The organism is Roseburia sp. OM03-7AC, assembly GCF_003462625.1.
Lineage (GTDB): Bacteria > Bacillota > Clostridia > Lachnospirales > Lachnospiraceae > Roseburia_C > Roseburia_C amylophila.
Genome location: NZ_QTZJ01000002.1, coordinates 166108 through 192100, shown reverse-complemented (window position 1 = coordinate 192100; position 25993 = coordinate 166108). Strand labels below are relative to the sequence as shown.

Genomic DNA, 25993 nt, shown 5'->3' with positions numbered 1-25993 from the left:
CATAATGTATTTTTGAAAATCGCCATTCTATCTGTATTAACCGCCAAACTGCTCCCATTTCAGTTACCATAATGCACTTTCAAAAGAAAGTTATCCACATTATTCACAATTCTGTGCAAATGTGGAAACCCTTGATTTTACTGGATTTTTGGTTAAAATAAGACTTCTCAATTTTAGATTCATATGCTATAATGTGGTCGGTGAAAGAGGGAGTTCTTATGACAGACATAACATTACATACGAAAAGCAAATCCACGGTTACCTGCGTATCCAATACCTTTATTGATGAGTATATGGCAGATGCCAATGGAGAATTTGTAAAAATTTATTTATATTTACTCCGCTGCATCAACGCAGCTGAGAATTTTTCCATTTCTAAGATGGCTGATAAATTTGACCATACAGAAAAGGATATTAAACGTGCCTTAAAATACTGGGAGAAGAAACACTTACTCCAGTTAGAATATAATTCCGGCGAACAGCTTACCGGCATCTGCCTGTGTGAGCCTGTTTCTGCGGTTACGCAGGATTCTGAACATGTGGAAAAGCCTACGGAAGTATCTTCTGTAGATATCCGTCCATCCTATACGAAAGACCAGATTCTGTCTTTCCAGAACGATGAGGCTTCCAGTGATTTATTATTCATTATTGAACGCTATATCGGACATCCTTTGTCCATCAAGGATTATGAAACCATTCTTTACTGGTCAGATGAATTGAAATTCTCCACAGACCTGATTGAATATCTGGTAGAATCCTGTGTGGACAACGGTCATAAGAGCATCCGCTATATGGACAAGATTGCCCTTTCCTGGTCTGCTTCTTCTATCCGTACTGCGGAGGATGCCAGACGTTCTTCCAGTGCCTATAAGCAGACACATTATGGTGTCATGAAGGCATTTGGAATCAGCGGCAGAAAACTGGCTGAATACGAACTTGAACTGGTAGATAAATGGACCAGCCAGTTTGGATTTACACTGGATATCATTTCCGAGGCATGCAAACGGACACTGCAGGCGACAAATCAGCCAAGCTTCCAGTATGCCGATACCATCTTAGAGAACTGGCATAAATGCAATATCCACCATTTAGAGGATATTGCTATATTAGACACTGCTTACAAAAAAAGCAAGGCATCTTCTTCCCGCAATGTCACCGTAAACAAGACTGCCGCCAACCGGTTTAACAATTTTTCACAGCGTACCTATAATTTTGAACAGCTTGAAAAACAGCTCTTAAATAATTAAGACACTTTTTTCAGGAATACTAAAGGAGCATTTCATGTCTCTTAATAATTCACAATACGATACTTTAATCCGGCAATATAATGCCAGACAGTTTCACAATCAGCATCTTCTGGATGAACGCATTCAGGAAGTCTACGGAAAATGTCCGCGCCTTACAGAAATAGACAACGAGATTTCTTCCATCTCAGTAGCAAGTGCAAAACAGCTTTTATCTGATGATGGAGCAGAAGATTCCTCTGTTCTCTCTTCATTAAAAGAACAGCTTGCTGCTCTTCGCAGGGAGAAACAGAATCTGATTGCTTCTCTGGGTTATCCGGCTGATTATCTGGAACCGGTTTACACCTGTAAGGACTGTAAGGATACCGGTTATATTGGGAATGAACGCTGTCATTGTTTTGTACAGGCTGCCATTGATTTAGTCTATACGCAGTCTAATGTAAAAGATATTTTAGCCAAAGAGAATTTTTCGAATTTCTCTTATGCATACTATTCCAAAGAGCAGATAAATCCCACAACCGGATTATCTGCTTATGATACTGCAAAAAAAGCTGTTGCAGACTGTAAGTCCTTTATTGAGCATTTCGATACCTCTTTTGAAAATCTCTTTTTCTATGGAGCAACCGGTGTCGGTAAGACTTTTCTTTCAAACTGCGTTGCCAAAGAGCTTTTAGATAAAGGACATTCCGTTATTTATTTTACAGCCTTCCAATTATTTGATATATTTGAAAAGGACACTTTCCAGAAGGACGCTGCAGCTTCTGCTGCCGGGCAGAATATCTTCGACTGTGATCTTTTAATCATTGATGACCTTGGAACCGAACTTGCCAACTCCTTTACGGCATCCCGGCTTTTCCTGTGTCTGAACGAACGTATGCTGCGTCAGAAATCAACATTGATTTCTACGAATTTAAGTATCGACCAGCTTGCTGATGTATATTCCGAGCGTATCTGCTCCCGCATCTTCAGCAGCTATACGATGATCAAGCTTTTTGGGGACGATATCCGTCTTAAGAAAAAGCTGCATTAATTACGCATTCAATTAGATGCTATATCTATTGAACTATATAAGATAAATTATTTCTATGGAGGAACCTATTCATGTCAAACAGTGAAAGAAACTTAGAAACCCTTCCTACTGGTTCTCTTGGAATTATTCCATTACAGAGCTGCCAGGAATTAGGAGAAAAAGTTGACAAATACCTTGTCAAATGGAGAGACGAAAGACAGCATCAGCACCAGAATGATGCAGCTTTTATGGGCTACAAACGTGATTCTTATATCATTGAAGCAGTTACCCCTCGTTTTGGTTCAGGCGAGGCAAAGGGAATGATCAAAGAAACTGTTCGTGGTTATGACCTTTATCTTATGGTTGATGTCACCAACTACAGCCTTACTTATTCTCTGTGCGGTCAGACAAACCATATGTCCCCAGACGATCATTATCAGGATTTAAAGAGAATTATTGCTGCAATTGGCGGCAAGGCAAGAAGAATTACTGTTATCATCCCATTCCTTTATGAAAGCCGCCAGCATAGAAGAAGCACCAGGGAATCTTTAGACTGTGCACTGGCTTTACAGGAACTGGTTGCCATGGGCGTTGACAACATTATTACATTTGATGCACATGACCCTCGTGTCCAGAATGCAATTCCTTTAAAGGGTGGTTTTGAAACTGTTCAGCCTGCATACCAGTTTATCAAAGGTATCTGCAAAAACGTTCCTGACTTACAGATTGATTCTGACCACATGATGATTATCAGCCCGGATGAGGGTGGTACCGGACGTGCAATTTATCTTTCCAGTGTACTTGGTCTGGATATGGGTATGTTCTACAAACGTCGTGATTACAGCAGAATTGTTGACGGACGTAACCCTATTGTCGCACATGAATTTTTAGGTTCTTCCGTAGAAGGAAAAGATGTTCTGATTATCGATGATATGATTTCTTCCGGAGAAAGCATGATTGACGTTGCAACCGAACTAAAGAAGAGAAAAGCAAACAGAATCTTTGTCGTTGCAACCTTCGGACTTTTCACCAATGGTCTGGAAAAATTCGATAAAGCTGTAGAAGATGGAACTATCTACCGTGTAGTTACCACCAACCTGACTTATCAGACTCCGGAGCTTTTAAGCCGTCCATATTATATCAACTGTGACATGAGCAAATATATTGCTTATATTATTGATACATTGAATCATGATGCTTCTATCAGCGAGCTCTTAGATCCAAACGAGCGTATCCAGAAGCTTATAAAGAAATATAAAGCTAATCAGAAAAAGAAATAAATAACAACAGCAAAAATGGCTTCGGAATTCCGAAGCCATTTTAATATCATGGGCAAAATAAAACTAGAATAAGTTAACCTTGCCTGCATATGTATCGTTTATAACATAGTATGCTGCATATTCTTCCGGTTTTAAATAAACCTTTAAAGACTTGATGCTGGATGCTCTGTGTCCGTCTGCTGTGAAAGCTTCTTTTGCTCTCTCAATCACGTTTGCAACAACATCTTCATTACCATCAAACTGAACAAATACTTCCGGTACAAGTTCTTTCTTCTCTACCTTAGTAGTTTTCTTAGCCGCTGCTTTCTTGGTTGCTTTCTTTGCGGTAGTCTTTGCTGCTGCTTTTACAGTTGTCTCTGCTTTCTTTGCTGTCTCCTCTGCCTTCTTAACTGTCTCTTCCGCTTTCTTTACTACGGTTTCTGCTTTCTTCGCTACAACTTCTTTTGCTTCTGCCTTAACCTCTTCTGCCTTAACTACTGCCTTTGTCTCTGTAGCTTTTACTGCTGCCTTTACTTCGGCTGCTTTTTCAACTGGTCTCTTCTGCATTATAATTCCCTCCCTGAAAATTAATCACACACTAAAAACTTCTCCATTGCTAATAGGGCTTCTTCTTCATCATTTCCCTCTGCAACAATGTTAACCGTCATTCCTTTGGACGGATTAAATGCCATAATTCCCATGATGCTCTTGGCATTAATTTTACGGTTATCACTTTCCAGAGTAATATTGCTGTCAAACTGGCAGGCAACCTGAACCAACTCTGCAATTGGATTATCGTGTTTTTTTGAAACGTTTGAAACTGTAACTTCTTTTCTACTCATGTTATCTTCCTCGCTTCTAAGTAGTACAATTCGTACAAAAGTTAATATATCCTACACGAACAGATTTTGCAATAGACTTTGTGAAAATACAGCACTAATACCGAAACTGCCAAAAAACTTCGGCTTTTTTTAGGCAATTTTATACGTTTTTTGCGTCTTTTTCACGCCTGTCTCTGCCTGCATCCCTATTCTGCCATTTTCATATAAGCAAAATATACATTACCTGCTGTATCAAATAAATTCTGTGCATCCGTCATTGACATCTTCTCTGTTGCACCGGTTGCCGGATTATAAATATAGACTCCTGCGTTATCATAGCCTGTAATCAATACAGCTTCGCTTCCACTGTTCATGGCAAATACCGGTGTTCCCAGATTGACATAATATAACACTGCATCCAGATCGCTTCCGGTCAAATCAATGACTACAGAGTCCTGCAGGGTATCCTTTAAAATTTGTTTTGGTGTATTTCCGGATGTCATCAATTCTCCTACACCAACATTTAATCCCTGCATCGAAAGCATACCATTGATTGCTTTTGCTATCGTTGTTCCGGATGCGTCTGCATCACCTATTGTAATCGTCAGTGGTGACTGGGAAGATTTTCTTGCCCTCTTCCAGATATACTGCTGTCTGCTTCCTACCACAACGCCCACATTATCATTTGCCACTGCAATGGCTTTTGCCGCATTATCCGTTGCCAGCACTACTCTTCCGGCAGAATAAGCATAATAATAATCTGTCTCTTCCGGCTCTTTCAGATTCACATTTCTCGGTGACTCCAATACAATCCGCTTCGGAGTCAGCAGACGATCCGAGCTTATCTCTTCTTCCTGTAATAATTGCAGCTGCAGCTGCGTCTGTTTTCGTTCCGTTACCGTACTGTGAATGCTGACTACTTCTGCAGAATCTCCCTCACGATTCATAATCGTATCCTGTTCTGCCGGAACATAAGCCATACCGTTATATTGTTCCCGGTTCAGATAAATAGTATAATCCACAACTTCTACAGACGCTACATAATATCCATCCTTATGATAATCTTTTAACACTCCGTGTTCTTCATCATCCGTATCTACAATATAAATATGATTCATCGGGAACTGTACATTTCCGGCAGAATCTGTATACACATCACTGTCATCTGCCTCTCCATAGATAAAATCATCTTCCATAAATGCCAGTGGCCGGATATACGTTCCTGCTGCCGCTGCCACTTCAAAGCTTTTCGAATTCTCCAGATTCAGAACAGTAATTTTCGAACCGCTGTCACTGTTGCCATCTGCAATATAAGCAACAAACTGGTTATTCTCTGATACCGCATAATTTCCTGTTTCAAATCCGCTGACTACTTCCTTTTCTTTGGTAGTAGCAAGATTAATCTCATACAGTGTCCCACCCATCATAATGTAGAACATTCCACTTTCATTTTCATACATCAGCTGTCCCAGTTCTGATTTCAGCACTTCGTAAGAGTGGGTGGATGGTATAAACAGTTCCTCTTCTACTGTATTTGCCACGCTGTCATAATGATAAACACCTACGCCCACCTGACCTTCGTGGTTTCCCCTGTTCATATAACCATATACAACAAAATCAGCACTTCCTGTTTCATCCACCTTAATAATCCGGATATCATGTTCCTTATGATTTTCCCTGGAATCAATCCCCTCATAACCACGGAAGCTGAACACCTGGGAAAGCTTTTTTTCTGTCGCATTGTAACACCAGAGTTCTCCTTCTTTTACAAAACAGAGAATACTTCCTGTCTCATTACTCTTATATTCCACATCGGACGAACATATTCCAAGCTGTAAATAATTCTCATAAAAATCATCATTCTCTGCCCGGAAAATTTCATCCATGGTTCTCTCAAAATTCAATAGATACATCCGGTCATTGGTATAACGGACACGGTAATATTCTTCTACATTATAATATTCCAGTTCCCCATTATCTCCGGTTGCCGTCACTACATAATCCAATAGAATTACATTATAGGAATTATTGATTTCTTTGATGCTTACCGATGGGTCCGTCAGAACGGTCCCATTGAATTTATCCCATGTTACCTGTCGCAGTGTGGAATGAATACTGACATTGGCAAGTGTGGTATTATCCGCGGAAGAATCCGGTTCCATATAAGTTGCCAGAGAGCCGCTTCCATCCTCCTGAAATGTTTTTTCATGGAAATCTTTTGCAAAATCAATGCTTTCCTTCACATAACAATCCTGCGGTTCAATAATCCTTGTATAATAATTTAAAGTATCATCCCCATGCAGTAAATGTATAATCAACAGATATTCTGCATTGGAATCCAGAAGATTCTGAATCGGAAGGTCTGCTGTAATCACTCCATTCTTCTGGGAATAACTATCTACCTTCGCATCTGCAATAAGACGCTTAGTATCCATACTCCGGATCTCATAGGAAAGTTCATCCACTGCATAGCTTCCATTCTGAACGCGGATTGGAAGCAGCCTGTCCGTATCAATCGGCGTAATGCTGTCCCTCATGTAAACTGCATTCATTTCATCTACATACCCGTAGAGTTCATTGATTTTCTGCTCTTTATAATAAAGCTGGACAGTCGGCAGCGTTGCCTCCTCCAGTTCTGTTGTCATATCGGGATTTGTTTTATTTGTCAAAAAACTAAACACTACGGTTGATACCAGAAACACACCTGCTAACACCAGTGCCCGAATCATTCCTTTATTCATCTGTATTCCTCATCTTCCTAAACTACGAAAAACACGCTTTGCGAGTTTCTCAAGTTATCGCGGTGCTCGTCAAATCTGCATGCAGGCATGCGATTTTTCTCGCTACTCACGTAAACAAACAATATAGCCATCAAAAAACGACAGCTATATTGTAATTCCTTTTTTGCAAAAGCTCAACCTCTATTTTATTATCCGCTACCAGCATCTGCGGCAGCGTCTGTAACGGCATCTGCGGTGAAACATCTCATGAAACAGAAGAATTTCCGGAGCATCCATGTCTTCCCGGCTTTCCCCAAGTCCCGCCTTATCACGGATTCTCTTACAAATCTGCCGTAGCATCAGCCGGTCCGGATACTCGTCAAACATGAGACTTCCCTCATATTCCATCTTATCGCATTCTTCTTCCACCAGCTCCTGTACTTTTCTTATCTCCAGCGGATACATCTCTTTCATGCGGTCTAAATCCCTCTGATATTCTAACTCCGTCATGTAAAGATTCTGGATTGGATTTGTCATGTAAAAGGGCTGTTTGCCCGGCATCTGCTGCTGTTGCATCCTAAAGAAAATATCCTGATTATAATCCAATGTTTCCTTCTCTCCTGATTCTCATCAGTATAATATATGCAGCAGAGACTATTTGTTGACGGTGAAAATACTGTTATCTGTTTGTTTCCAACGACATCAGAAATAATACCGCTGTCAGTTCCTTTGGGAACATAGCATGCAGTTTCAGAATTTCTTTTGACGTCAGTGTATCCTGTTTTACAGCATAATATGCAGCCGCAGCTACCAGCATTTCTTTTCCAAAGTTTTTAACTTCTGCAATCAGTCCTGCCGGCTCCCTTAATTTATGTGCAACGATACATTCTGTCACCTGTCTTAACTCTGCATCTGCTAACTTCTTATGAAGTGTTTCCACAAAATGTTCCATGGAATATTCAATTGCTGCATCTGCATCAAATACCTCTCCGCAGATTTCTGCTGCCGCGAGAAAATATTCCCTCGGTGACATTTTCTCCTTTTCACTTCGTTCTGTCAGAAGTATATGTACTTTATTAAATTCACTTTTCTTAGCAAAACGTTTTACCGGCATTTCATCCCTGACCAGTAAATCCAGTTCTGTCATCCGGTACAGAAAGCGTTCCATTGCCCTGCGATATTTCTCCATGGATTCCTTTTCAAAGGTATATACATAGCCATAATATTTTCCATAAACCTTCATGGTATCCTGGTATCCCATTCTGGCATTTGCCATTAAAAGAGCATGGTCAAAATTCATCATGGTTCCAAGGGAGCGGCTTGGCTTGATATAAGTTACATACGGCCGCTTTGCATAGGCATCGTGTGCCGGTGATGTATGTAAATCAACAGCAATAATCTGCTGTGCTCCCATTCGGATGGCAAGGTCAATCGGAAGATTATCATAATAACATCCATCCAGATACGCTGTCTCTCCGATTTTATGCATCGGAAATAATGGAAAGATTGCAGAAGATGCCAGAATATAATCTTTCATGAGTCCTTCCGGAATGTCACGCTTTGTCAGTTCGCAGGGCTTTAAAGACGGAAATTCCACCGTAACCAATCCAAAGTCTGTCTTTGATTTCCGAATCTTGTCCTCTTCTATCAGTGTTTCAATAAAAGCAGTAAAAGGTGAAATATCTGCACCTTTATTCTTGACATATTTTTTCAGGAATGGACCAATTGCCTCTCTCTGGTCATACATGCCCTCTATGGTATCCGTCAGATTGATTCCATCCTCCATCATATCTTCCATGGTTATGGTGCTCCATAGTTCATAAGCCCTGTCATAATCTCCCGTTGCCATTAAGGCTCCGTTAATGGAACCTATGGATGTTCCGGTTACAATCTGATAATCGATACCAAATTCATTTAATGCTTTCCAGACTCCCAGTTCATAAGAGCCTTTCGTACCGCCTCCACTTAATGCAATTCCACGTTTCATATAAGTCCTCCTCCGGTTATCTCCCGGCTTCTGCCTTTCTTTTAAGAAAGCCAGACTGTCAGTTTCTCTCCATTGAATGCGAACTCATTTTTACGTCCTTTGTAACATATCACAAATTTCTTATATACTTTTTCATAACCTTTATGCAGCATCCGGACTGTTAATGTCTCATCCTTTGTGATGGTCATCTCATATTCATTATATACACCATCCTGATATGTAAAATCTTCTCCGTCATCCTGATAATGCACATAACGGCCTTCTCCCGGATATACATCAAGAATCAGGGTATCCAGTTCAATCTCTCCCACATACTGCATCGGTTCAAAACATGGGATAATGCTTCCTGCTTTTACAAAAACCGGACATACATCAAGAGGTGCATCTTTTACAATATACTGCTTTCCGGTATATTTTTCCCTTGTATCATAGTCATACCAGATTCCCTCCGGCAGATACAAAAGCTTCTTCGTCATTCCCTGCTCTACTACAGGGGCTACCAGCATATGCTCTCCAAACAGGAATTCTCCATTGAGATTCCAGGTTTCTTTATCCTTCTCATAATGCAATACCAGTGGACGGATTACCGGCATACCATTCTGCTCCGTCTCATGGAATAAATCATAAAGGTATGGCAGTAATTTATAGCGAAGTTCAATATATTTCCGGTTAATATTTAATGTCTCTTCTCCGAAAAGCCACGGCTCCTGTCTGGTAGAACCCTTGGAAGAATGATTCCGGAACAACGGTGAAAAACAGCCGACCTGTACCCATCTTGACAACAGCTCCGGCGTCACATCTGCACCGAATCCGCCTACATCTGTTCCGATAAATACCATACCGGATAATCCCAGATTGCACATCTGCGGAATTGCCATCCGCAGGTGCTCCCACAGGCTCTGATTATCCCCTGTCCATGCTGTGGTATACTTTTGGGAACCACTGTAACAGGCACGGGTGATTACAAATGGTCTTCTGCCGTCCTGCTTCTTCAAGCCTTCATAGGTAGCCTTTGCCATCAGATGCCCATAGACATTATGCATCTGGCCATGGTCACATGGTCTGTCTTCGTCCGTAAATACCACATCTTCCGGCAGTTCTCCACGGAAACTTGCCGGCTCATTCATATCATTCCATACACCGCGGACTCCTAAGTCCACAAGATATTTCTGCTTCTCTCCCCACCACTGTCTTACCTTCGGATTTCCAAAATCAGGGTATACCGCATCTCCAGGCCATACTGCATTTACATAGGTATCTCCTTCCGGTGTCTTGGCAAAATATCCCTGTTTCATGCCTTCATCATACATATCATAACCTGGGTCTAATTTGACACCCGGGTCAATGATGGTAACAATTTTAAATCCTTTTTTCTTTAAATCCTCAATTACTTCACCAGGCCTGCCAAAGTCCTTTTCATTCCAGGTAAAGACCCGGTAGCCATCCATATAGTCAATATCCAGATGAATCGTATCAATCGGAATCTTTAATGCACGGTATTTATCCGCAATTGCGCGGATCTCTGCGGAAGTCTCATATCCCCAGCGCGACTGATGATAGCCTAATGTATAAAGCTGCGGAAGCGGTGTTCTTCCGGTCAGATAAGTATAACCAGCTACTACCTCCGGCATATTATACCCGGCAATAAAATAGTAATCCAGATTGCCACGGTCTGAGCCAAAGAAATAGTATTCCGCATTTTCTTTTGCCAGATCAAAATAAGTCTTACAGGTATTATCAAAAAAGATTCCGTATACGCAGCTTTTACGCAATGTTATAAAGAACGGGATCGATTTATACAATGCTTTAAAGGCTTCCGTATGCGCCGCCGGATTATCTGTATTCCACATCTCATAATCGTAATTCTTCTTATTTAATACACCTGCTTTATCACCAAAGCCATAGAAGGCTTCGTCTCCCTCCATGCGTTTTACAGCCTGCACATGATAATTCTTATCTGTCGCCTGCGGCACCTCATGTCCCTCTGCTTTTAAGAATTCGATAAATTTCTCACTAATCTGTGTTGCAAATTCCCTTCCACCACGATAGTCCGCACAGAGAAGCTGTCCATTCACATCATAAAAATCCACCATAAAATTATCATATACGCGTATGATTAATCTTGTAGTCCGAACCTCAAGATAGTCAATTCCTTCCTGCACATCAAAATGTATATGTTTTGACTTTTCTCCCTCGATGGCTTTTGAACGATGTTCCTCACTTTCAAACGGAACAAACACATTTACAATGTTATCTGTCAGAACCTCTAAGCTTCCCATGCCATATTCAAATACAAAATGAATGATTCCACTCTCCACATAATAAGATTTTCTTTTTCCCAGCATACTTTTTCCTCCACTTTTGCTTATATTAGTAGCAATGTACCTCCCACTATCATAATTAATCCAAAGAATGCCTTTGGCTGTAGTCTTTCATTTAAAAACACAGATGAAAATACAATTGTAACTACAATGCTTAGTTTATCAATCGGTACCACTACACTGGCTTCGCCCAGCTGTAACGCCCGGTAATAACAAAGCCAGGATGCTCCGGTTGCTATTCCGGATAAAATCAGAAACATTCCATCCCGGAAGGTCATACTCCGGACCTGCTTCTGTTTCTTTGTTACAAATACTACCACCCATGCCATAACAAGTACCACTCCAGTACGATATGCCGTTCCGAGATTGGAATTCACACCATCTATTCCCACCTTGGCAAGGATGGATGTCAGGCTGGCAAACACTGCAGACAGCAGTGCATAGATAAGCCATGCCCGGCTCTTTGTGCCACCGCTTTTCTTTCTGGTAATCATGAGCATCGTTCCAACGCCAATTAATACCATGGCAATAATTTTCTTCTCGTTCAGTCCTTCATTTAAGAAAATGACTGCCAGAATCATTGTCAGGATTGTACTGGATTTATCAATCGGTGTTACTTTGTTTACATCTCCTAGCTGCAATGCCCGAAAATAGCAAAGCCAGGATGCCCCAGTCGCTATTCCGGATAATGTAAGATAAATTAACGTCCGCGTTCCTATACTTCCGATTGGAGTATAAGATCCGGTAAGCCGTACCATAATCCATGCAAACATCAATACTACAATCGTCCGGATTGCTGTTGCAAGATTCGAGTCTATTTTCTTAATTCCAACTTTTGCCAATATTGCCGTAATACCTGCAAAAAAAGCAGAGCCACATGCATATGCAAGCCACATATTTATTCCTCTTTTCTATTATCCCGGGAAAATTCTGTCTTAATCTGCACTGCAGCAGACTTTATTTTTACCACCCACTTTTGCATCGTTCAAATACAGATGCCACTTCACTTAATATCCATACCCGTCATAATATTTCAAATATTATCTTATTCCATTCTTCCGCCTTTTTCGGTATTTCTCTTCTCTTGTCTGTTCTTTCCTACACCCTTCATTCCCCATACATATCCTATTTCAGAAATCCATTTACAATCTGCTCCTCTGCCTCTTTTTCAGACAGTCCCAGTGTCATCAGCTTAATCAGCTGTTCTCCTGCTATTTTTCCAATTGCTGCCTCATGAATCAATGCTGCATCGATATCATTCGCTGCAAGAGACGGAATTGCCTCCACCTTTCCATTGTCCATGATGATGGCATCACATTCTGTATGTCCGCTGCATGCATTATTACCACGAATATAAGAAACAAACTTCTGGTGGGAATCTCCCTTTGCTACCGAACGCGATACCACATTTGCACTGGAATGTGCTCCATTTAAATCTACCGTAAAATCTGTCTCTGCCTTCTGCTGTCCATGAGTCATAATACGTTCATGAATCACAAGGGACGCATCTTCTTTAAGGTCTGCTTCGGTTGTACGGATTGTGGAGTCTACTCCTTTAATCTGAACACTGTCCATATCCATGAATCCGCCTTCTTCCATGTGGATCACTGTAGTTGGATTTAAGACTCTGGCTCCATTTCCATCCCCTTCACCATAATGCTTTTCTACATATCTTACTTTTGCATTCTTTCCTATATAAAAGGTGTGTATTCCATCATGCTGTGATGTCTGGTCTCCGCAGTTGTGGATACCGCATCCCGCAATGATTGTCACATCTGCACCTTCCCCGATATAAAAATCATTATACACCAGGTCCTTTAAGCCGCTTTCACTTAAGATAACCGGAATATGCATACTCTCATTCTTTGTTCCCGGTTTTACATAGATATCAATTCCCGGCTTGTCCTTCTTAGTTACAATATCAATATTTGCAGTTGTATTTCTTGCCTCCAGTTTTCCGTTGTTACGGATATTATATGCGCCTTCCGGCACGCTGTGTAAATCTGATATCTCTGCTAAAAGATTCTTTTCTATACTGTCCATTTTCTCACCTTTTCCTAGACTAATTTTTCCATCAAAGTAGAGCAGGCTTCACTGCTGCCTAACAGCTTTGGAAGCACTTCTTCCCGGCTTCCGGCTGTGCTTACTTCTCCATCTGCAATTACAATAATCCGGTCTGCAATGTTTAAAATTCTCTCCTGATGTGAAATAATCAGAATCGAGCCATTGATTTTCTGATACATATTCTCAAATACCTGAATCAGATTGTTAAAACTCCAAAGGTCAATTCCTGCCTCCGGCTCATCAAATATGGATAATTTGGTTCCTCTTGCAATTATCATTGCAATCTCAATACGCTTTAGCTCCCCACCGGAAAGGCTGTCATTTACCTCCCTGCCAATATAATCCTTTGCGCAAAGTCCTACTTCTGAAAGATAGGAACATGCCTGACTGATGGAAATATCTTTTCCCGATGCCAGTGTAATCAAATCCTTTACGGTCAATCCCTTAAATCTTACCGGCTGCTGAAACGCAAAGCTGATTCCCTTTCTTGCCCGTTCAGTAATGGATAATCCCGTAATATCCTCTCCATCCAATAAAATCTGTCCGGAAGTTGGTGTCACTATTCCGGCAATCAGCTTCGCCAGTGTGGATTTACCTCCACCGTTTGGTCCGGTAATTGCCACAAACCGGTCTTCTATCTTCAGATTGATATTTTTTAATATTTCCTTGTCTGCTGTTTCATCATTTACCTGAAAACTAATGTCTTTTAATTCCAGCATTTCTCTTTCCTCACCTTACTATCAGATTCACCTATCTGCCTCTCTGCGAACCTGGTTTTTATAAAAAAAGGATAGCACAAAATGGCTTTTTTGCCAACTTCTTTCCCTTCTATTATACATTTTGGATTCTTTTTAATGAAATATTAATAAATTTTTATCGAGATTTACCGTTGTTTTTTTTCTTAAATAGATATATCCTTATTCAGTCAAAAGTAAATTATATGTAAAAAGTGTGTAATCTACTGGGAGGAGAACCATTATTATGAGAGAAAAACATTCTTTTTTAAGTAAGTGCAAGAACTTATTTTTTAAACTAAAAAACAAAATAAATACTTTTAAGAACCGGGAGAAGAAACCACATCCACACCTTGACCGTGCAGTTGTGATTATGAACAAATACTCTTTGGTATTCCATCTGTTACTGTCCTGTTTCCTCGTTCTGGTGATTGAATGTATTTCCAGACGAAATGTGCTTTCTGCATTTTCCTTTATTGCAGGACACACCATTGCTTACCTTTATAACTCATTTATTATTTTTGCAAGTTTATCCCTGGTCTATCTGATTCGAAGAAGAACACTTGCCCGTCTCTTAATCAGCGGCTTCTGGCTTTTCCTTGGAACCATCAATGGTGTTATTCTTTCCAAACGTGTAACTCCATTTGGTTTTACAGATTTGAAATGTCTGTCTGACTTATTTGCCATGCAGAACACCAAATACTTTACCTTTGGTGAAGCACTCGCCGTTATTATCGTAGTCGGTCTTTTCCTGCTTTTCTGTATCTGGCTTTTTATCAAAGGACCAAAATATCAGGGCAAAATCAACTGGATTGTAAGTCCGCTTATGGTTGCTGTTATCTTCCTGATGTTACCGGTAACTACCAAGGCAGCCCAGTCCAATAATATTGTTGCTTCCTATTTTGCCAATATTGCACAGGGCTATGAAAATTATGGTTTTGTCTACGGCTTCTCATCCAGCGTTGTTGACCGTGGTATGAGTAAACCGGACAGTTATTCCGAAGAGCGTATTGCCAAAATAGGGGCTTCCGTTCCGGAAGAAACTACCGAAGATGCCGAAGATGCGCCAAATATTATTGTTGTTTTACTGGAATCCTTTGTAGATCCCTCTGATGTTAAGTTCTTACATACTTCAGAAGATCCGGTTCCAAATTTTCACAACTTATTAAACAACTATTCTTCCGGTTACTTAAAAGTTCCTGTTGTAGGTGCCGGAACAGCCAATACTGAATTTGAAGTATTAACCGGTATGAGCATGCAGTATTTTGGTACCGGCGAATACCCATATAAGACTACTTTAAAAGAAATCGACAGTTGCGAAAGTATTGCTTCCGACCTTGGAAGTCTCGGCTATGGTACACATGTTGTACATAACAACGGTGGTAACTTCTACAGCCGTGCCAATGCCTTCTCCCTGATGGGATTTGACAGTTTCACCAGTAAAGAGTGTATGAACATTCAGGAGTACACACCACTTGGTTCCTGGCCAACCGATAACATCTTAATCAGTGAAACCTTAAAGGCTATGGATTCTACCCCTGACCAGTCAGATCTGGTATATACCATTACCGTACAGGGACATGGTGATTATCCTACTGAAAAGATTCTTGAAAATCCGGAAATTGCAGTAAGCGGTGCTGCAGATGAGGCTTCTAACAATCGGTGGGAATATTACATTAACATGATTCACGAAGTAGATAAATTCATCGGCAACTTAACCGAAGAGCTTTCCAAACGGGATGAAAAGACCATCGTGGTATTCTTCGGCGACCACCTTCCTACCATGGGACTGACCGATGATGATATGGTATCCGGTGACATTTTCAAAACCAAATATGTTACCTGGAACAACTTTAATTTACCAAAACAGGATGCTGACTGTGCTGCTTATGAATTATTAGCAAACATCACCAACCAGCTTGACATCCACAAAGGAACCATGTTCTCTTACATCCAGAGCCAGAAGGGTTCTGCTTCTTACGACGAGAACTTAGAGAATTTACAGTATGACCTTCTTTACGGAAAACGTTATGCTTACAACGGAACAGATAAATATCCAGCAAGTGATCTGGTTATGGGTATTGATGATGTAACGATTAACAGTGTATGGAAATCCGATGACAATAAGTTATGTATTTACGGCTCCGGATTTACTCCTTGGACGAAAATTTATGTCAACGGAGAGAAGGTATCCACTTCCTTCTTGGGAAGCACCATGTTAAAGATTAATCTTGACGACATTGAAGACGGCGATACGATTGTTGCTAACATTGTAGGTTCCAGCAGCACCATCTTCCGAAGCTCCAACGAGTTCCTCTATGAGGACCCGGATGTAGAACATACGGAAGAGCCTGCTACCGAAACAGAACAGCCTTCTACTGATACAGAAGGTTCTACCCAGTCCACTGAGAAATCCACAGAGCAGTCCTCTGAACAGTCTTTAAGTGGTGCCGGTACAGCAACTGACCAGTCTGTAGAGCATGCAGTCAATACTCCACTGACACAGAATTAAAAGAATAAACTACGAGAAACACACTTTGCGAGTTTCTCGCGTAAACAGAAAGTCCCGATGGGATGAATTCTTCTATCAGATTTCTCCCATCGGGGTTTTGTTATTTCTTTTATTTCACATAATTTTTGTCTACGTTGACCACGATATGATACTGCTCACCCAGCTTTTCTTTTACCTGATGCTCCAGTTCTTTCAACACTGCTTCATCACTGGAACGGTAACCAAATGGAATCACTACATCAAAGATAAGATTGGTATGGGTCGGTCCCTGAACCATACGGAAATCATGCATGGTAATGACCTCATCAATATCCTTTAAAATACCTGTAACCTTTTCTTTTATCCCGGTCAGTTCCTTGCTTCCGGTAATCACCGGGTCCATATGTATGACAGCCTCACAATTCAGTTCCCTTTTCAATTTCATTTCTACATTATCTATCATATCATGTATTACAAGGATATTCATTTCTGCCGGCACTTCCGCATGTAGTGATACCATCAGACGTCCCGGTCCATAATCATGTACGACTAAATCATGAATACCGATAATCATTTTTTCTTCCAACACCAGATGTTCTATCTCTTTTACGAATTCTTCCTCCGGTGGCTGTCCCAGCAGTGGATTTAAGGTCTCCTTCGCTGCATTAATTCCACCATATAAGATAAACAGTCCTACCGCCACACCACAGTAGCCGTCAATATTGACTGATGTAAATTCTGCAATCAATGTGGTAATTAAAACCACAGATGTGGTAATGCTGTCGCTTAAGCTGTCCATGGCCGTTGCCCGCATAGCCGCTGAATTAATCTTCTTTGCGACTCTCCTGTTGTAGAAGGTCATATACAGCTTTACAGCAATCGATATCAGCAGAATCATGATAATTAATACAGAGCATTCCGTTGCTTCCGGATGAAGAATCTTTCTGATGGAATCCTGTATCAGTTCCACTGCCATAATTAAAATAACTGCAGCAACCACAAGACCGGAAACATATTCCATTCTTCCATGTCCAAATGGATGCTCCGGATCCGGCTTTGCTGCTCCCAGTTTAAAGCCCAGCAATGTTACAATGGATGAGCCGGCATCCGACAGGTTATTAAATGCGTCCGCTGTAATTGCAATGGATTTACTGATGGTTCCCGCAATAAATTTTCCTGTAAATAATAATACATTTAGCAAAATACCTACAATACCGCATAAAATACCGTAGGCAAGCCGTACCTTCTCCGGCTTGTCATCTTCCCGGATAAATATCCGGGCTAATAATGTTATCATAAATCTTCTCCTTTTGCTTCCTTATTTATTCCGCACTAATTCAATATTTTAAAATTCTTCAGTGGCCAATATCGGAAAATCGCTTTTCCAAGTATTTTATCTTTCTTCACATAGGTATTGGTCCAGTATCTTCCATCATAGGAGTTATTCCGGTTATCTCCCATTACAAAATAGCTGTCCTCCGGCACTTCAAAGGTATACGGTCCTGTAGCTACCGTCCATGTCTCTTTGAGATAATCCTCCTCTAAGAGTTCTCCGTTGACATATACTTTGCCATCTTCTATCTTTACCGTATCTCCCGGACAGCCAATGACACGTTTTACATAGTTCTGGCTCTCATCATCCGGAAACTTAAAGATAATGATGTCTCCCCGCTCCGGTCCGGAAAACAGATATGACCATCGGAATCCAATCAGCTTATCTCCGGTCATGATTGTATTTTCCATGGAACCGGATGGAATCTCTGCATTAATTAACACAAAACGATTTAAAAACATAGCAATCAGCACCGCTGCTACAATCGTAATTACCCAGCTTAGAAATTCCCCTGCCACAGAAGCTGCATTCTTTGTATCGGATTTTCTTCCTTTCTTCCTGCGTCTGCCGCCTTCTGAATATTCCTCTTCTGGTTCTTCTAATTCTTCCCGGTTGTCCTCTGTCTCTTCCGGTTCTTCGATATCCTCAAGTTCATCTATATATTCTAATTCTTCATTTCTTTCTTTTTTCTGCATCTAAATTGCCTCCGGTCTCTTTCCTTCCCGTTGTTCGTTCTATTATACTCCAAGCAGGGAAGAAATTCCACTGAAAATAGAGGCCGGGATGGCTTTGTATGAATAATCCGGGGTGAAATCCATCACCTGTCCGGCGTATGGAAATCAGAGTTCTGTTTTTTAGGGAATCACGATTCCGACAAAACTTCATGCATTGCACAATATATTAACAAACTATACAAATTGTAAAATTCATATTCTTTTAGCAACTTTTCTTTGTCATTTGTTATATTTTCTAATTTATTTTCAATCCCCTCTGCAATTCTAAGCAGAAAGTCCAGATAGAAGTTGTCTGCTCTTTGTAATTTATTTAGATTTTCATTAATTTTCTCAACATCAACTACAAACAGCATTTCTATTTTTTGTGGAAAATCAAATAATTTTTTACATTCTGCAAGTTCTGTATGTAAATAACAAAAAAAGGTAATCGTTCCATAATACTATTTCGTATTTTACTAAAGACTTCCTCACTACTAATGAATCAATATTGGTATAAACAACATAATTCCCGCAAATCACATATTTATAATCCGTCCGAAAGCTGACCCTCTTAGCAAGATCAGATCCCATATACGGAAATTGCTGTATATTCTCAATTCGAGCATATATCTCCTGAATGGTCTTTACTGCCATTTCTTCATTCTCTTCTGCAATATACTCTTTAATGTTTTTCAAGTCCTCTGCTACAATAGGGTTAATCCGTAATTTCATCATAAGCTATACACCGACAGATTTCTTCAGTTCATCCAAACTCATCCAGGTACTTTCATCCTTAACTGCTTCTTCTGCTTCCTGCAGCTTCATCAACAGCTTTTTTTCAGCCTTTTCACGCTCATAGTCCTCAATATCCATAACCACAAACTTGCCTCTGCCATTTTTCGTCAAAAACACGGGTTCTCCAACCTGGCAATTTTTCAACACTTCATTATAATTTCTTAAATCTGATACAGGTAATATATTCGGCATAAAATCAACTTCCTTTCCTTGATATTGCTTCTTCATTTATATATATTATACACAAGAAAGCTGTAAAATTCAACGTGGAATTTTACAGCTTCTAATTTTAGATATTACAAGCACTTTGCAATATCTGCCCTCCCATACTGACACTGGATATTATATGGTTCAGAATTTCTTCCTCTTTTCATAAATCAATGCTATTGTTATAAGCAATATGCAAAGCAAAAAAAGCCACAGTTTTTCCATATAATTACCCATTCCCATAGAAAACAGATAAAAAATACTTTTACTTGATATGTCCCCAAGAAAATTAAAGAGGAAATATCCCATTGATGTTAAATAACCTGCAATAACGGAATTACTTAATACCGATATAAAGAAACCGACACTTCCCAATGCCAACTCACTTATGATTGTTCCTGTAACATAGGGAATAACAGGAAAGGTGCAATTATTTTCTTTCATTATTCCTGCAAATATACTTGTCAAAATAATAAGTGTTACCAAGGCCATTATTAGTCGTACAAATAGGATTAGCCATTGCGGCAATTTCTTTGTGCCAATTATCTCTTGTATTGCCTTTGACTGTTCTGGAGTGTTAAGCGGAACAATAAGAAATATTCCTATGAGTGTTACTGATTGTTCCAAACACTCCGCTGAGCGTACTGCATCTAAATTTGCTGTTCCTCTTATGATAGGAATTAGCAACAGATAGCAAATTGCAAGAAGCAGATTATTTCGCAGGCTTAACCCAAAATTTGTTTTGAATATATCCAAAACATTTGCCATAGATATTCGTTGCATTTATTCTTCCTTTCCGTTTCTGTCCTAAAACACATACAGAGAGAATGACAAACATAATACTAAGCCCTACTAATAAAAGCCTGTTCATACAAATCGTTTCAAATCCCTCCTGTATAATTTCATAACCTCGCAATGTATTATGTCGTATCATCAAAGTGGCAATACTCGTATCACCCGATAAACCTGTCATTCCTTTATCAATCATCCACCACAAGAATTGTAGGACAATGGCAATCGGTGAGTCGGTCAATAAAGTGAAAAACATACCTGTTGCAGAAACAATCATTACGGTAGGAAGTAACCACCACAAAATGTATTTGACGTACGCCAAGCCATCTATCGGAATACCTTTGTCTGCCACAAAAGATATCAAAGGTATGAGCGACTCAAAGCTCAACAATATAACAGGAATCAAAGCCATTGTTATACTTGCAAAGTACCTTGAAAGTACCAGTTTGAGCGTGGATATCTTTCTGCAGTAAATCAATTCAGATGTGTTACTTGTACGGTCAAAAAGCCACATAATCACCACAATAAAAATTGGATACAAACCTAATACCAATCCCATATAATCGCAGAACAACCGAGCAAAACCGCCTGTTATCTTGTCTTTCTCAATCGTTTTATTGTACTCTGCGTATGCTTCTTCATAAGTCATTTCCGACATACCAAAATAGGTAATCATCATTTCTGTTGAATATATTGAGCCTTTTTCCCCTATGATATTTTCCATTTCTTGCATCAGTTCATTGAAACGCTCGTAAGTGACCTGTGATGTAAAATGTTTGGTTTTATCTTGCTCTGCATCAGTTTCTTCGCTATTTTCCATTTTTGTTGTTAAATCGCCATTTTCATCAATGGTCATAGCATCAAATGAAATAATTGTACCTGTTATAGCAGGGAAATAGTCGTCTGGTAAATCCTCTAATTGTTCTTCTGTTAAGCCTGTTATTTCACATATTATCTCAAGCACACGGCTTTGCTCATCGCCGCTCAATGTAATTGCTTTATAGTATCCAACCGGATATGTAGCATAACTATTACTTTCATATTCTGCCAACAACGCCCTTGTTACACCCGTCATAATTGCCTCTGGATTATCCTCCGATGTCTTGCTCCCAAAATAGTCATCATCGGGACGAGGCTTTGAAAGCAAAGCCCGCTCGAAACCAATATTTGCAGGACTAATGCCATTTGCCCAATCAATTTCTGTTTTGGTTACACCTCGAAAATTCTGAAACCAACTAAAAACTAAAACGGCAATGAATAAATAAAATATAATGCTTGTCGCTATTCTGCGACATTCTCTAATATATAGCTTCATCGTACAACACCTCCGTTCACTTGACTAAGCAGATACATATAGCCATCTTCCAAAGTAGGATTTTGGAGCTTGTGTTTTTCTTCGGGCGGTGTATCTGATAAAACTCTATACTGTGTACCAGAACGAGAAGTATTGATATTCAAAACACAATATTTGTCTTTGATAGTTTTATCAAGCTTTTTTGTAGCCGTGATAAGGTAAACTTTACCCTCGGCTTTTTGCATCAATTCTTCCGTGCTGCCGCCCCAAATCAACCTGCCTTCATTTAATACACCAATATTCTCGCAGGTGGACTCAACATCGGAAGCAATATGCGTTGACAACAAAACGATCCGTTCGTCAGCAAACTCGGAAAGCAGATTACGAAAACGAATACGTTCCTCTGGGTCAAGCCCTGCTGTTGGCTCATCAACAATGAGGATTTGTGGGTCGTGCAATAATGCTTGTGCAATGCCCAAGCGTCTTCTCATTCCGCCAGATAATGCTTTTACTTTTGTTCGGGCATTATCCTGTAGGTTTACTTGTTCAAGCAATGTAAAAATTTTTTTCTTTCGGAGTTTACTTGGAATGTTAGACAACAATCCAAGATAATCCATTGCTTCATAAACACTCATATTTCTGTAAAACGAAAACTCTTGTGGGAGATAACCCACCATCTCTCTGATTTTGGTTGTTTCTTTTATTGAAACACCATTTATCATTACTTCACCTTTTGTCGGAACTGAAAGCGTTGCTAAAATCCTCATTAAGCTCGTTTTTCCTGCTCCGTTTCGTCCGAGAAGCCCATACATTCCAGCAGGAATAGAAAGTGATATATCAGAAAGAACTTCTTTTTTTCCGTATCTTTTTGAAAGATTGTTAATTACAATTTCCATAAAAGACCTCCTTACTTGTGTTGTAAGGAGATTTTAATATCTAAAAGTCAATTTTCCGAAAAGAGCTCTAAAAAACTTCTATTTTGGCAGTTACGCACGCTCCAGAATTTTTAATATTTGAAATGCAGAGTAATCCGCCATGCTTTTCACATAGCAATTTACAAATTGTAAGCCCTATTCCAAAATGTTCATTACCTTTATCTTTACTGTAAAGCAAAGTTGTTGCCTGCATCAAATCTGTATCTGTAAAGCCCTGTCCGTCATCTTTTACTGTAACAACGATAAACTTATTTTTTCGTGAAAAATGCACATCAACCTGTTTCTCGGCATATCTTAATGCGTTCTGCACAAGATTGTCTATAATCCGAAAGAAAACGCTTTTATCTATATTTACGGTTGTCGTGGAAATATTACCTGTAAAAATAATATCCTTATCTTTTGCCCACAGACGGATATCACTTTCAATTTCATTAAGTAATGCGGCTGTGTTCTGTGGCTCTCGTTTAATTTCAATATTTTCTATTTTTTCAATGTCACGAACACAATCGACATATTGCTGTAGCCGTGTTGTAGCCCCCTGCATAGACGACAATGTCTCCATCAGCATATCTTCTGTAAGTTTATCTTGGGGGATATTCTTCTCCAGATAGTCAAGATAGCCTTTCAGAACAGTAATCGGCGTCCGAAGGTCATGTGCAATTGAAGCATTTAACAATTTTCTTTGCTCTAATGACTCCCACAATGCTTTATTATTCTGCCGTAGCTCTTTGCGCATTTTTTCCATAGAACGACATAATCGCCCTAATTCATCATCACCATCATACTTGATATTGAAATCGAGGTCATTATTTTGTATACTTTCTATTCCATTCTGTAACTGTGCAATAGGTGTGCGCAGCTTTCTGCGATAATATATTGCTGTCGCAGCACCAATACCGCCAACAATATAAAGAATAGGCAGACCTATCATTGCAACATAGCACCCGTAATAAGCTGCATTATCTCCGACACTTAACGACTGCCATTCAATTTCAGAATTATTTATATCAAATACATACGCACCTGTATTTTCGTCTAATTGAAAATTTAATGGTTTTATAGTCAAGTACCGATTTTCCAATATTTTTTGCTGTACTTGATTTGCCGTAAAAATTGTAATGCCAGATAATATGGCAATCACACATATTGTAATCAAAAATGTTATGGTCATAGACTTTTTGAGTGATGATGTTTTTATTTTATCCATTTATATCCAACCCCCCATACTGTTTCAATGTAGTTTTTGTCGGTGTAAATTGATAGTTTGTTTCGTATTTTTCGGATATGTTCTTTAATTACGATACTATCTCCCTCACCGTCATAACCCCAAAGTTTTTCATATATGGTTTCCCTATCAAAAACCATTCCAGCATTTTGCGAGAGAAATTGAATAATCTCAAATTCCTTGTTTGAGAATTCCAACTGTTCCTTCCCCCAAAAAACTGTTCTGCTGTTGTAGTCGATAATTAGTTCATTATTAAATTTTAGATTTGATACAGTACTTTTCCTTTCTTCACGCCGCAGATGTGCAGAAATTCTTGCTAACAATTCATCAACACTAAACGGCTTTGTGATGTAATCATCTCCGCCAACTGATAAGCCGTTAATTAAATCCTGTTCCGTTACCCTTGCTGTCAGAAAAACAATCGGACAGGATATATGTTTCCTAATAAATTGACATAATTCCAATCCATCCATTTCGGGCATATTTATATCTAACAGTATAATATCTGGTGTAACAGACATCAGCTCCAATGCTTTTTTTGCACTCTCTGCCGCATATACCAGAAAACCCTCTGCATCCAGGCACTTACTGAGCATCGTGCGTATCATTTCTTCATCATCTATAACCAATACTTTATATCTCATAATGCAACTCCTTTTTCATATATTCGCCTTTTATATTAAGAGATAAAAGTCAAAATAACGCCAAATTTATATTTTGCTCGATAGATCTCTTTGATTTTATCCATTGCAAATTATACTGATTCCCACACATCAAATCAACTGTGCAAATATGAACTTCCCCCCCTAAAAGTAGTGACTATATATCCTATATCAGAACAATTTCAGCAACAGAAAATCCCTGTAATTGCAATAGAACAGCCTGCAGAATAAGCCTTGTGTCATCTTGAAAAGTAAAGGATGAAATGCTTCAAAAAATCATCCAAAATCAGTAAAAATGAGTGTATACCACCTGTATATCACTTGTGTATCATGTGTATATAACGACCTCAAAACAACGTAAATTATCTTCTATTTATGAATATTCTGACAATTCGCATGTCTTATCAACACACAAAGAAAAGTCCCATAAACACTGGGTTTACAGGACTTCTCCATATCATTTATTCACTTAAAAATTCTTAATTAGCAGACACCCTGAGCGAGCATAGCCCTCGCTTAAGGTATATCTTATTTACTTACATGCACGCTATTTTGTAACCCACCAGTATACAGCTATTGTCAGACTATTTGGCTTTTCTCGCCCTATAATACACTATTTTTCATACACCGATACATACTTACTCGCTGCTGTAATATATACTCCTGAAATAAGTTTATACATACTTCCGCCACCTACTTTAATAGGTCCTTCTGCAATTGTAAAGACTTCATTTTTTGCCTCACGTTCAACAACAGCACTATCATCCCAACTTGGTTCTTTTCTGACTGCCAAATTATCTACCAGTACTTTCACATACTTTTTCTTCTCGGGCAGTTGTACCGGTGCAACTGGCTTCGATTCAGCCGCTACATAATCAGATAAAGCGTATGCGATTGCTCTGCATACCTCTTCAAACTTCTGTTCATACAGTGCTGCATCCGGATTATTCACAAAGCACACCTCAATAAGCATTGCCTTTGCCTTTGTTTTGCGGATAACATATAATCCGCTTCCGGCTTTTACTCCACGGTTAGTAAATCCAAGTGCTGCAATATGTTCACATACCTCTACAGCATCAGGATACTGTCTGCCCTTGTATGTATAAGCCTCTACTCCATGTCCTGCTCTTGCAGCATCATTGTTAAGATGAATACTAATAAAATAATCCAAATCAGTTGCATTTGCCATTGCTACTACTTTCTGTAAATATGCTGCCTGTGTTGGTGCGGAATCTACTGTGCATGGTACCACCTGCACCCCCGCTGTTGTAAGAAGCTCTGTCAATCTGTTACAGACTCTTCTTGTTTCTGTGCTCTCTGAAATAACTCCAATTGTTCCACTTCCTGCTCCAGAAAGTGTATGTCCTGCATTTAATCCAATTTTCAT

The 25993-nt window shown here is 39.6% G+C and carries 23 protein-coding genes; 4 read left to right on the top strand and 19 right to left on the bottom strand.

Features of this window, described 5'->3' with window-relative positions:
- Positions 1 to 218 precede the first annotated feature (218 nt).
- From DXB39_RS07275 to DXB39_RS07265, 3 genes are all read left to right on the top strand, one after another.
- Entirely contained in the window at positions 219 to 1247 is a 1029-nt protein-coding gene (locus tag DXB39_RS07275) for a DnaD domain protein (protein ID WP_117698653.1), read from the top strand.
- Between the two features lie 34 nt (positions 1248 to 1281).
- The gene (locus DXB39_RS07270; protein WP_117841363.1) at positions 1282 to 2274 is read left to right on the top strand and encodes an ATP-binding protein; all 993 of its coding nucleotides are present in this window, start codon (positions 1282 to 1284) and stop codon (positions 2272 to 2274) included.
- A gap of 71 nt (positions 2275 to 2345) precedes the next feature.
- Positions 2346 to 3533, top strand: a complete 1188-nt coding sequence (locus DXB39_RS07265) for a ribose-phosphate pyrophosphokinase (RefSeq protein WP_022243630.1) — start codon at positions 2346 to 2348, stop codon at positions 3531 to 3533.
- Positions 3534 to 3596: 63 nt separating this feature from the next.
- Here the strand turns inward: DXB39_RS07265 and DXB39_RS07260 are convergent, their stop codons facing one another.
- From DXB39_RS07260 to DXB39_RS07220, 9 genes are all read right to left on the bottom strand, one after another.
- A complete protein-coding gene (locus tag DXB39_RS07260; RefSeq protein ID WP_117698652.1) occupies positions 3597 to 4079 on the bottom strand; it encodes a DUF6465 family protein in 483 nt (160 codons plus the stop codon).
- Between the two features lie 20 nt (positions 4080 to 4099).
- Positions 4100 to 4354 (bottom strand): HPr family phosphocarrier protein, encoded by a 255-nt coding sequence (locus DXB39_RS07255; protein WP_117698651.1) that lies wholly within the window; start codon positions 4352 to 4354, stop codon positions 4100 to 4102.
- 185 nt (positions 4355 to 4539) lie between these two features.
- Positions 4540 to 7074 (bottom strand): hypothetical protein, encoded by a 2535-nt coding sequence (locus DXB39_RS07250; RefSeq protein ID WP_117841364.1) that lies wholly within the window; start codon positions 7072 to 7074, stop codon positions 4540 to 4542.
- Positions 7075 to 7269: 195 nt separating this feature from the next.
- Positions 7270 to 7659, bottom strand: a complete 390-nt coding sequence (locus DXB39_RS07245; RefSeq protein ID WP_117841365.1) for a hypothetical protein — start codon at positions 7657 to 7659, stop codon at positions 7270 to 7272.
- A gap of 73 nt (positions 7660 to 7732) precedes the next feature.
- On the bottom strand, positions 7733 to 9040 hold the full coding sequence (locus DXB39_RS07240; protein WP_117841366.1) for a patatin-like phospholipase family protein: 1308 nt from the start codon (positions 9038 to 9040) through the stop codon (positions 7733 to 7735).
- Between the two features lie 41 nt (positions 9041 to 9081).
- A complete protein-coding gene (locus DXB39_RS07235; protein ID WP_117841367.1) occupies positions 9082 to 11385 on the bottom strand; it encodes a glycoside hydrolase family 31 protein in 2304 nt (767 codons plus the stop codon).
- A gap of 20 nt (positions 11386 to 11405) precedes the next feature.
- Entirely contained in the window at positions 11406 to 12257 is an 852-nt protein-coding gene (locus DXB39_RS07230) for an EamA family transporter (protein WP_117841368.1), read from the bottom strand.
- Between the two features lie 229 nt (positions 12258 to 12486).
- Complete coding sequence (locus tag DXB39_RS07225) at positions 12487 to 13404, bottom strand: SufB/SufD family protein (RefSeq protein WP_117841369.1); 918 nt, start codon at positions 13402 to 13404, stop codon at positions 12487 to 12489.
- Positions 13405 to 13418: 14 nt separating this feature from the next.
- Entirely contained in the window at positions 13419 to 14144 is a 726-nt protein-coding gene (locus DXB39_RS07220; RefSeq protein WP_117698644.1) for an ABC transporter ATP-binding protein, read from the bottom strand.
- 262 nt (positions 14145 to 14406) lie between these two features.
- On the opposite strand from DXB39_RS07220, the gene DXB39_RS07215 reads away from it, so the two are divergent.
- Positions 14407 to 16671, top strand: coding sequence for an LTA synthase family protein (locus DXB39_RS07215; RefSeq protein ID WP_199535124.1), 2265 nt, complete (start codon positions 14407 to 14409; stop codon positions 16669 to 16671).
- 109 nt (positions 16672 to 16780) lie between these two features.
- Here DXB39_RS07215 and DXB39_RS07210 read toward each other — a convergent pair whose 3' ends face one another.
- The 10 genes from DXB39_RS07210 to DXB39_RS07160 all read right to left on the bottom strand — a co-directional run bounded on the left by DXB39_RS07210 (position 16781) and on the right by DXB39_RS07160 (position 25993).
- Positions 16781 to 17947, bottom strand: coding sequence for a cation diffusion facilitator family transporter (locus tag DXB39_RS07210; RefSeq protein ID WP_117841370.1), 1167 nt, complete (start codon positions 17945 to 17947; stop codon positions 16781 to 16783).
- 35 nt (positions 17948 to 17982) lie between these two features.
- Positions 17983 to 18678, bottom strand: a complete 696-nt coding sequence (gene lepB / locus DXB39_RS07205) for a signal peptidase I (protein WP_117841371.1) — start codon at positions 18676 to 18678, stop codon at positions 17983 to 17985.
- 423 nt (positions 18679 to 19101) lie between these two features.
- A complete protein-coding gene (locus tag DXB39_RS07195) occupies positions 19102 to 19431 on the bottom strand; it encodes a type II toxin-antitoxin system RelE/ParE family toxin (RefSeq protein WP_117841373.1) in 330 nt (109 codons plus the stop codon).
- A 3-nt stretch (positions 19432 to 19434) separates the two neighbouring features.
- Positions 19435 to 19683, bottom strand: a complete 249-nt coding sequence (locus tag DXB39_RS07190) for a type II toxin-antitoxin system prevent-host-death family antitoxin (protein ID WP_117841374.1) — start codon at positions 19681 to 19683, stop codon at positions 19435 to 19437.
- 159 nt (positions 19684 to 19842) lie between these two features.
- Complete coding sequence (locus DXB39_RS07185) at positions 19843 to 20481, bottom strand: hypothetical protein (RefSeq protein ID WP_243006004.1); 639 nt, start codon at positions 20479 to 20481, stop codon at positions 19843 to 19845.
- Complete coding sequence (locus DXB39_RS07180) at positions 20411 to 21805, bottom strand: ABC transporter permease (RefSeq protein ID WP_117841376.1); 1395 nt, start codon at positions 21803 to 21805, stop codon at positions 20411 to 20413. Before DXB39_RS07180 ends, DXB39_RS07185 begins: the two co-directional genes overlap by 71 nt.
- Positions 21802 to 22680: an ABC transporter ATP-binding protein gene (locus DXB39_RS07175; RefSeq protein WP_117841377.1), complete on the bottom strand. Its 879-nt coding sequence runs from the start codon at positions 22678 to 22680 to the stop codon at positions 21802 to 21804. Before DXB39_RS07175 ends, DXB39_RS07180 begins: the two co-directional genes overlap by 4 nt.
- Positions 22681 to 22747: 67 nt before the next feature.
- Positions 22748 to 23926 carry a HAMP domain-containing sensor histidine kinase gene (locus DXB39_RS07170; protein ID WP_117841378.1) on the bottom strand — a complete coding sequence of 393 codons (1179 nt, stop codon included), beginning with the start codon at positions 23924 to 23926 and terminating at the stop codon, positions 22748 to 22750.
- Complete coding sequence (locus DXB39_RS07165; protein WP_117841379.1) at positions 23914 to 24588, bottom strand: response regulator transcription factor; 675 nt, start codon at positions 24586 to 24588, stop codon at positions 23914 to 23916. The genes DXB39_RS07170 and DXB39_RS07165 overlap by 13 nt, the downstream gene beginning before the upstream one ends.
- Positions 24589 to 25219: 631 nt before the next feature.
- Complete coding sequence (locus tag DXB39_RS07160; protein WP_117841380.1) at positions 25220 to 25993, bottom strand: N-acetylmuramoyl-L-alanine amidase; 774 nt, start codon at positions 25991 to 25993, stop codon at positions 25220 to 25222.

Coding starts and splice junctions, on each gene's coding strand:
- DXB39_RS07240 (WP_117841366.1), bottom strand. CDS start 9,040: ATGAAACGTGGAATTGCATTAAGTGGAGGCGGTACGAAAGGCTCTTAT.
- DXB39_RS07265 (WP_022243630.1), top strand. CDS start 2,346: ATGTCAAACAGTGAAAGAAACTTAGAAACCCTTCCTACTGGTTCTCTT.
- DXB39_RS07170 (WP_117841378.1), bottom strand. CDS start 23,926: ATGGATAAAATAAAAACATCATCACTCAAAAAGTCTATGACCATAACA.
- lepB (WP_117841371.1), bottom strand. CDS start 18,678: ATGCAGAAAAAAGAAAGAAATGAAGAATTAGAATATATAGATGAACTT.
- DXB39_RS07160 (WP_117841380.1), bottom strand. CDS start 25,993: ATGAAAATTGGATTAAATGCAGGACATACACTTTCTGGAGCAGGAAGT.
- DXB39_RS07235 (WP_117841367.1), bottom strand. CDS start 11,385: ATGCTGGGAAAAAGAAAATCTTATTATGTGGAGAGTGGAATCATTCAT.
- DXB39_RS07250 (WP_117841364.1), bottom strand. CDS start 7,074: ATGAATAAAGGAATGATTCGGGCACTGGTGTTAGCAGGTGTGTTTCTG.
- DXB39_RS07230 (WP_117841368.1), bottom strand. CDS start 12,257: ATGTGGCTTGCATATGCATGTGGCTCTGCTTTTTTTGCAGGTATTACG.
- DXB39_RS07165 (WP_117841379.1), bottom strand. CDS start 24,588: ATGAGATATAAAGTATTGGTTATAGATGATGAAGAAATGATACGCACG.
- DXB39_RS07175 (WP_117841377.1), bottom strand. CDS start 22,680: ATGGAAATTGTAATTAACAATCTTTCAAAAAGATACGGAAAAAAAGAA.
- DXB39_RS07210 (WP_117841370.1), bottom strand. CDS start 17,947: ATGATAACATTATTAGCCCGGATATTTATCCGGGAAGATGACAAGCCG.
- DXB39_RS07225 (WP_117841369.1), bottom strand. CDS start 13,404: ATGGACAGTATAGAAAAGAATCTTTTAGCAGAGATATCAGATTTACAC.
- DXB39_RS07180 (WP_117841376.1), bottom strand. CDS start 21,805: ATGAAGCTATATATTAGAGAATGTCGCAGAATAGCGACAAGCATTATA.
- DXB39_RS07190 (WP_117841374.1), bottom strand. CDS start 19,683: ATGCCGAATATATTACCTGTATCAGATTTAAGAAATTATAATGAAGTG.
- DXB39_RS07270 (WP_117841363.1), top strand. CDS start 1,282: ATGTCTCTTAATAATTCACAATACGATACTTTAATCCGGCAATATAAT.
- DXB39_RS07275 (WP_117698653.1), top strand. CDS start 219: ATGACAGACATAACATTACATACGAAAAGCAAATCCACGGTTACCTGC.
- DXB39_RS07215 (WP_199535124.1), top strand. CDS start 14,407: ATGAGAGAAAAACATTCTTTTTTAAGTAAGTGCAAGAACTTATTTTTT.
- DXB39_RS07255 (WP_117698651.1), bottom strand. CDS start 4,354: ATGAGTAGAAAAGAAGTTACAGTTTCAAACGTTTCAAAAAAACACGAT.
- DXB39_RS07195 (WP_117841373.1), bottom strand. CDS start 19,431: ATGATGAAATTACGGATTAACCCTATTGTAGCAGAGGACTTGAAAAAC.
- DXB39_RS07220 (WP_117698644.1), bottom strand. CDS start 14,144: ATGCTGGAATTAAAAGACATTAGTTTTCAGGTAAATGATGAAACAGCA.
- DXB39_RS07260 (WP_117698652.1), bottom strand. CDS start 4,079: ATGCAGAAGAGACCAGTTGAAAAAGCAGCCGAAGTAAAGGCAGCAGTA.
- DXB39_RS07185 (WP_243006004.1), bottom strand. CDS start 20,481: ATGCAACGAATATCTATGGCAAATGTTTTGGATATATTCAAAACAAAT.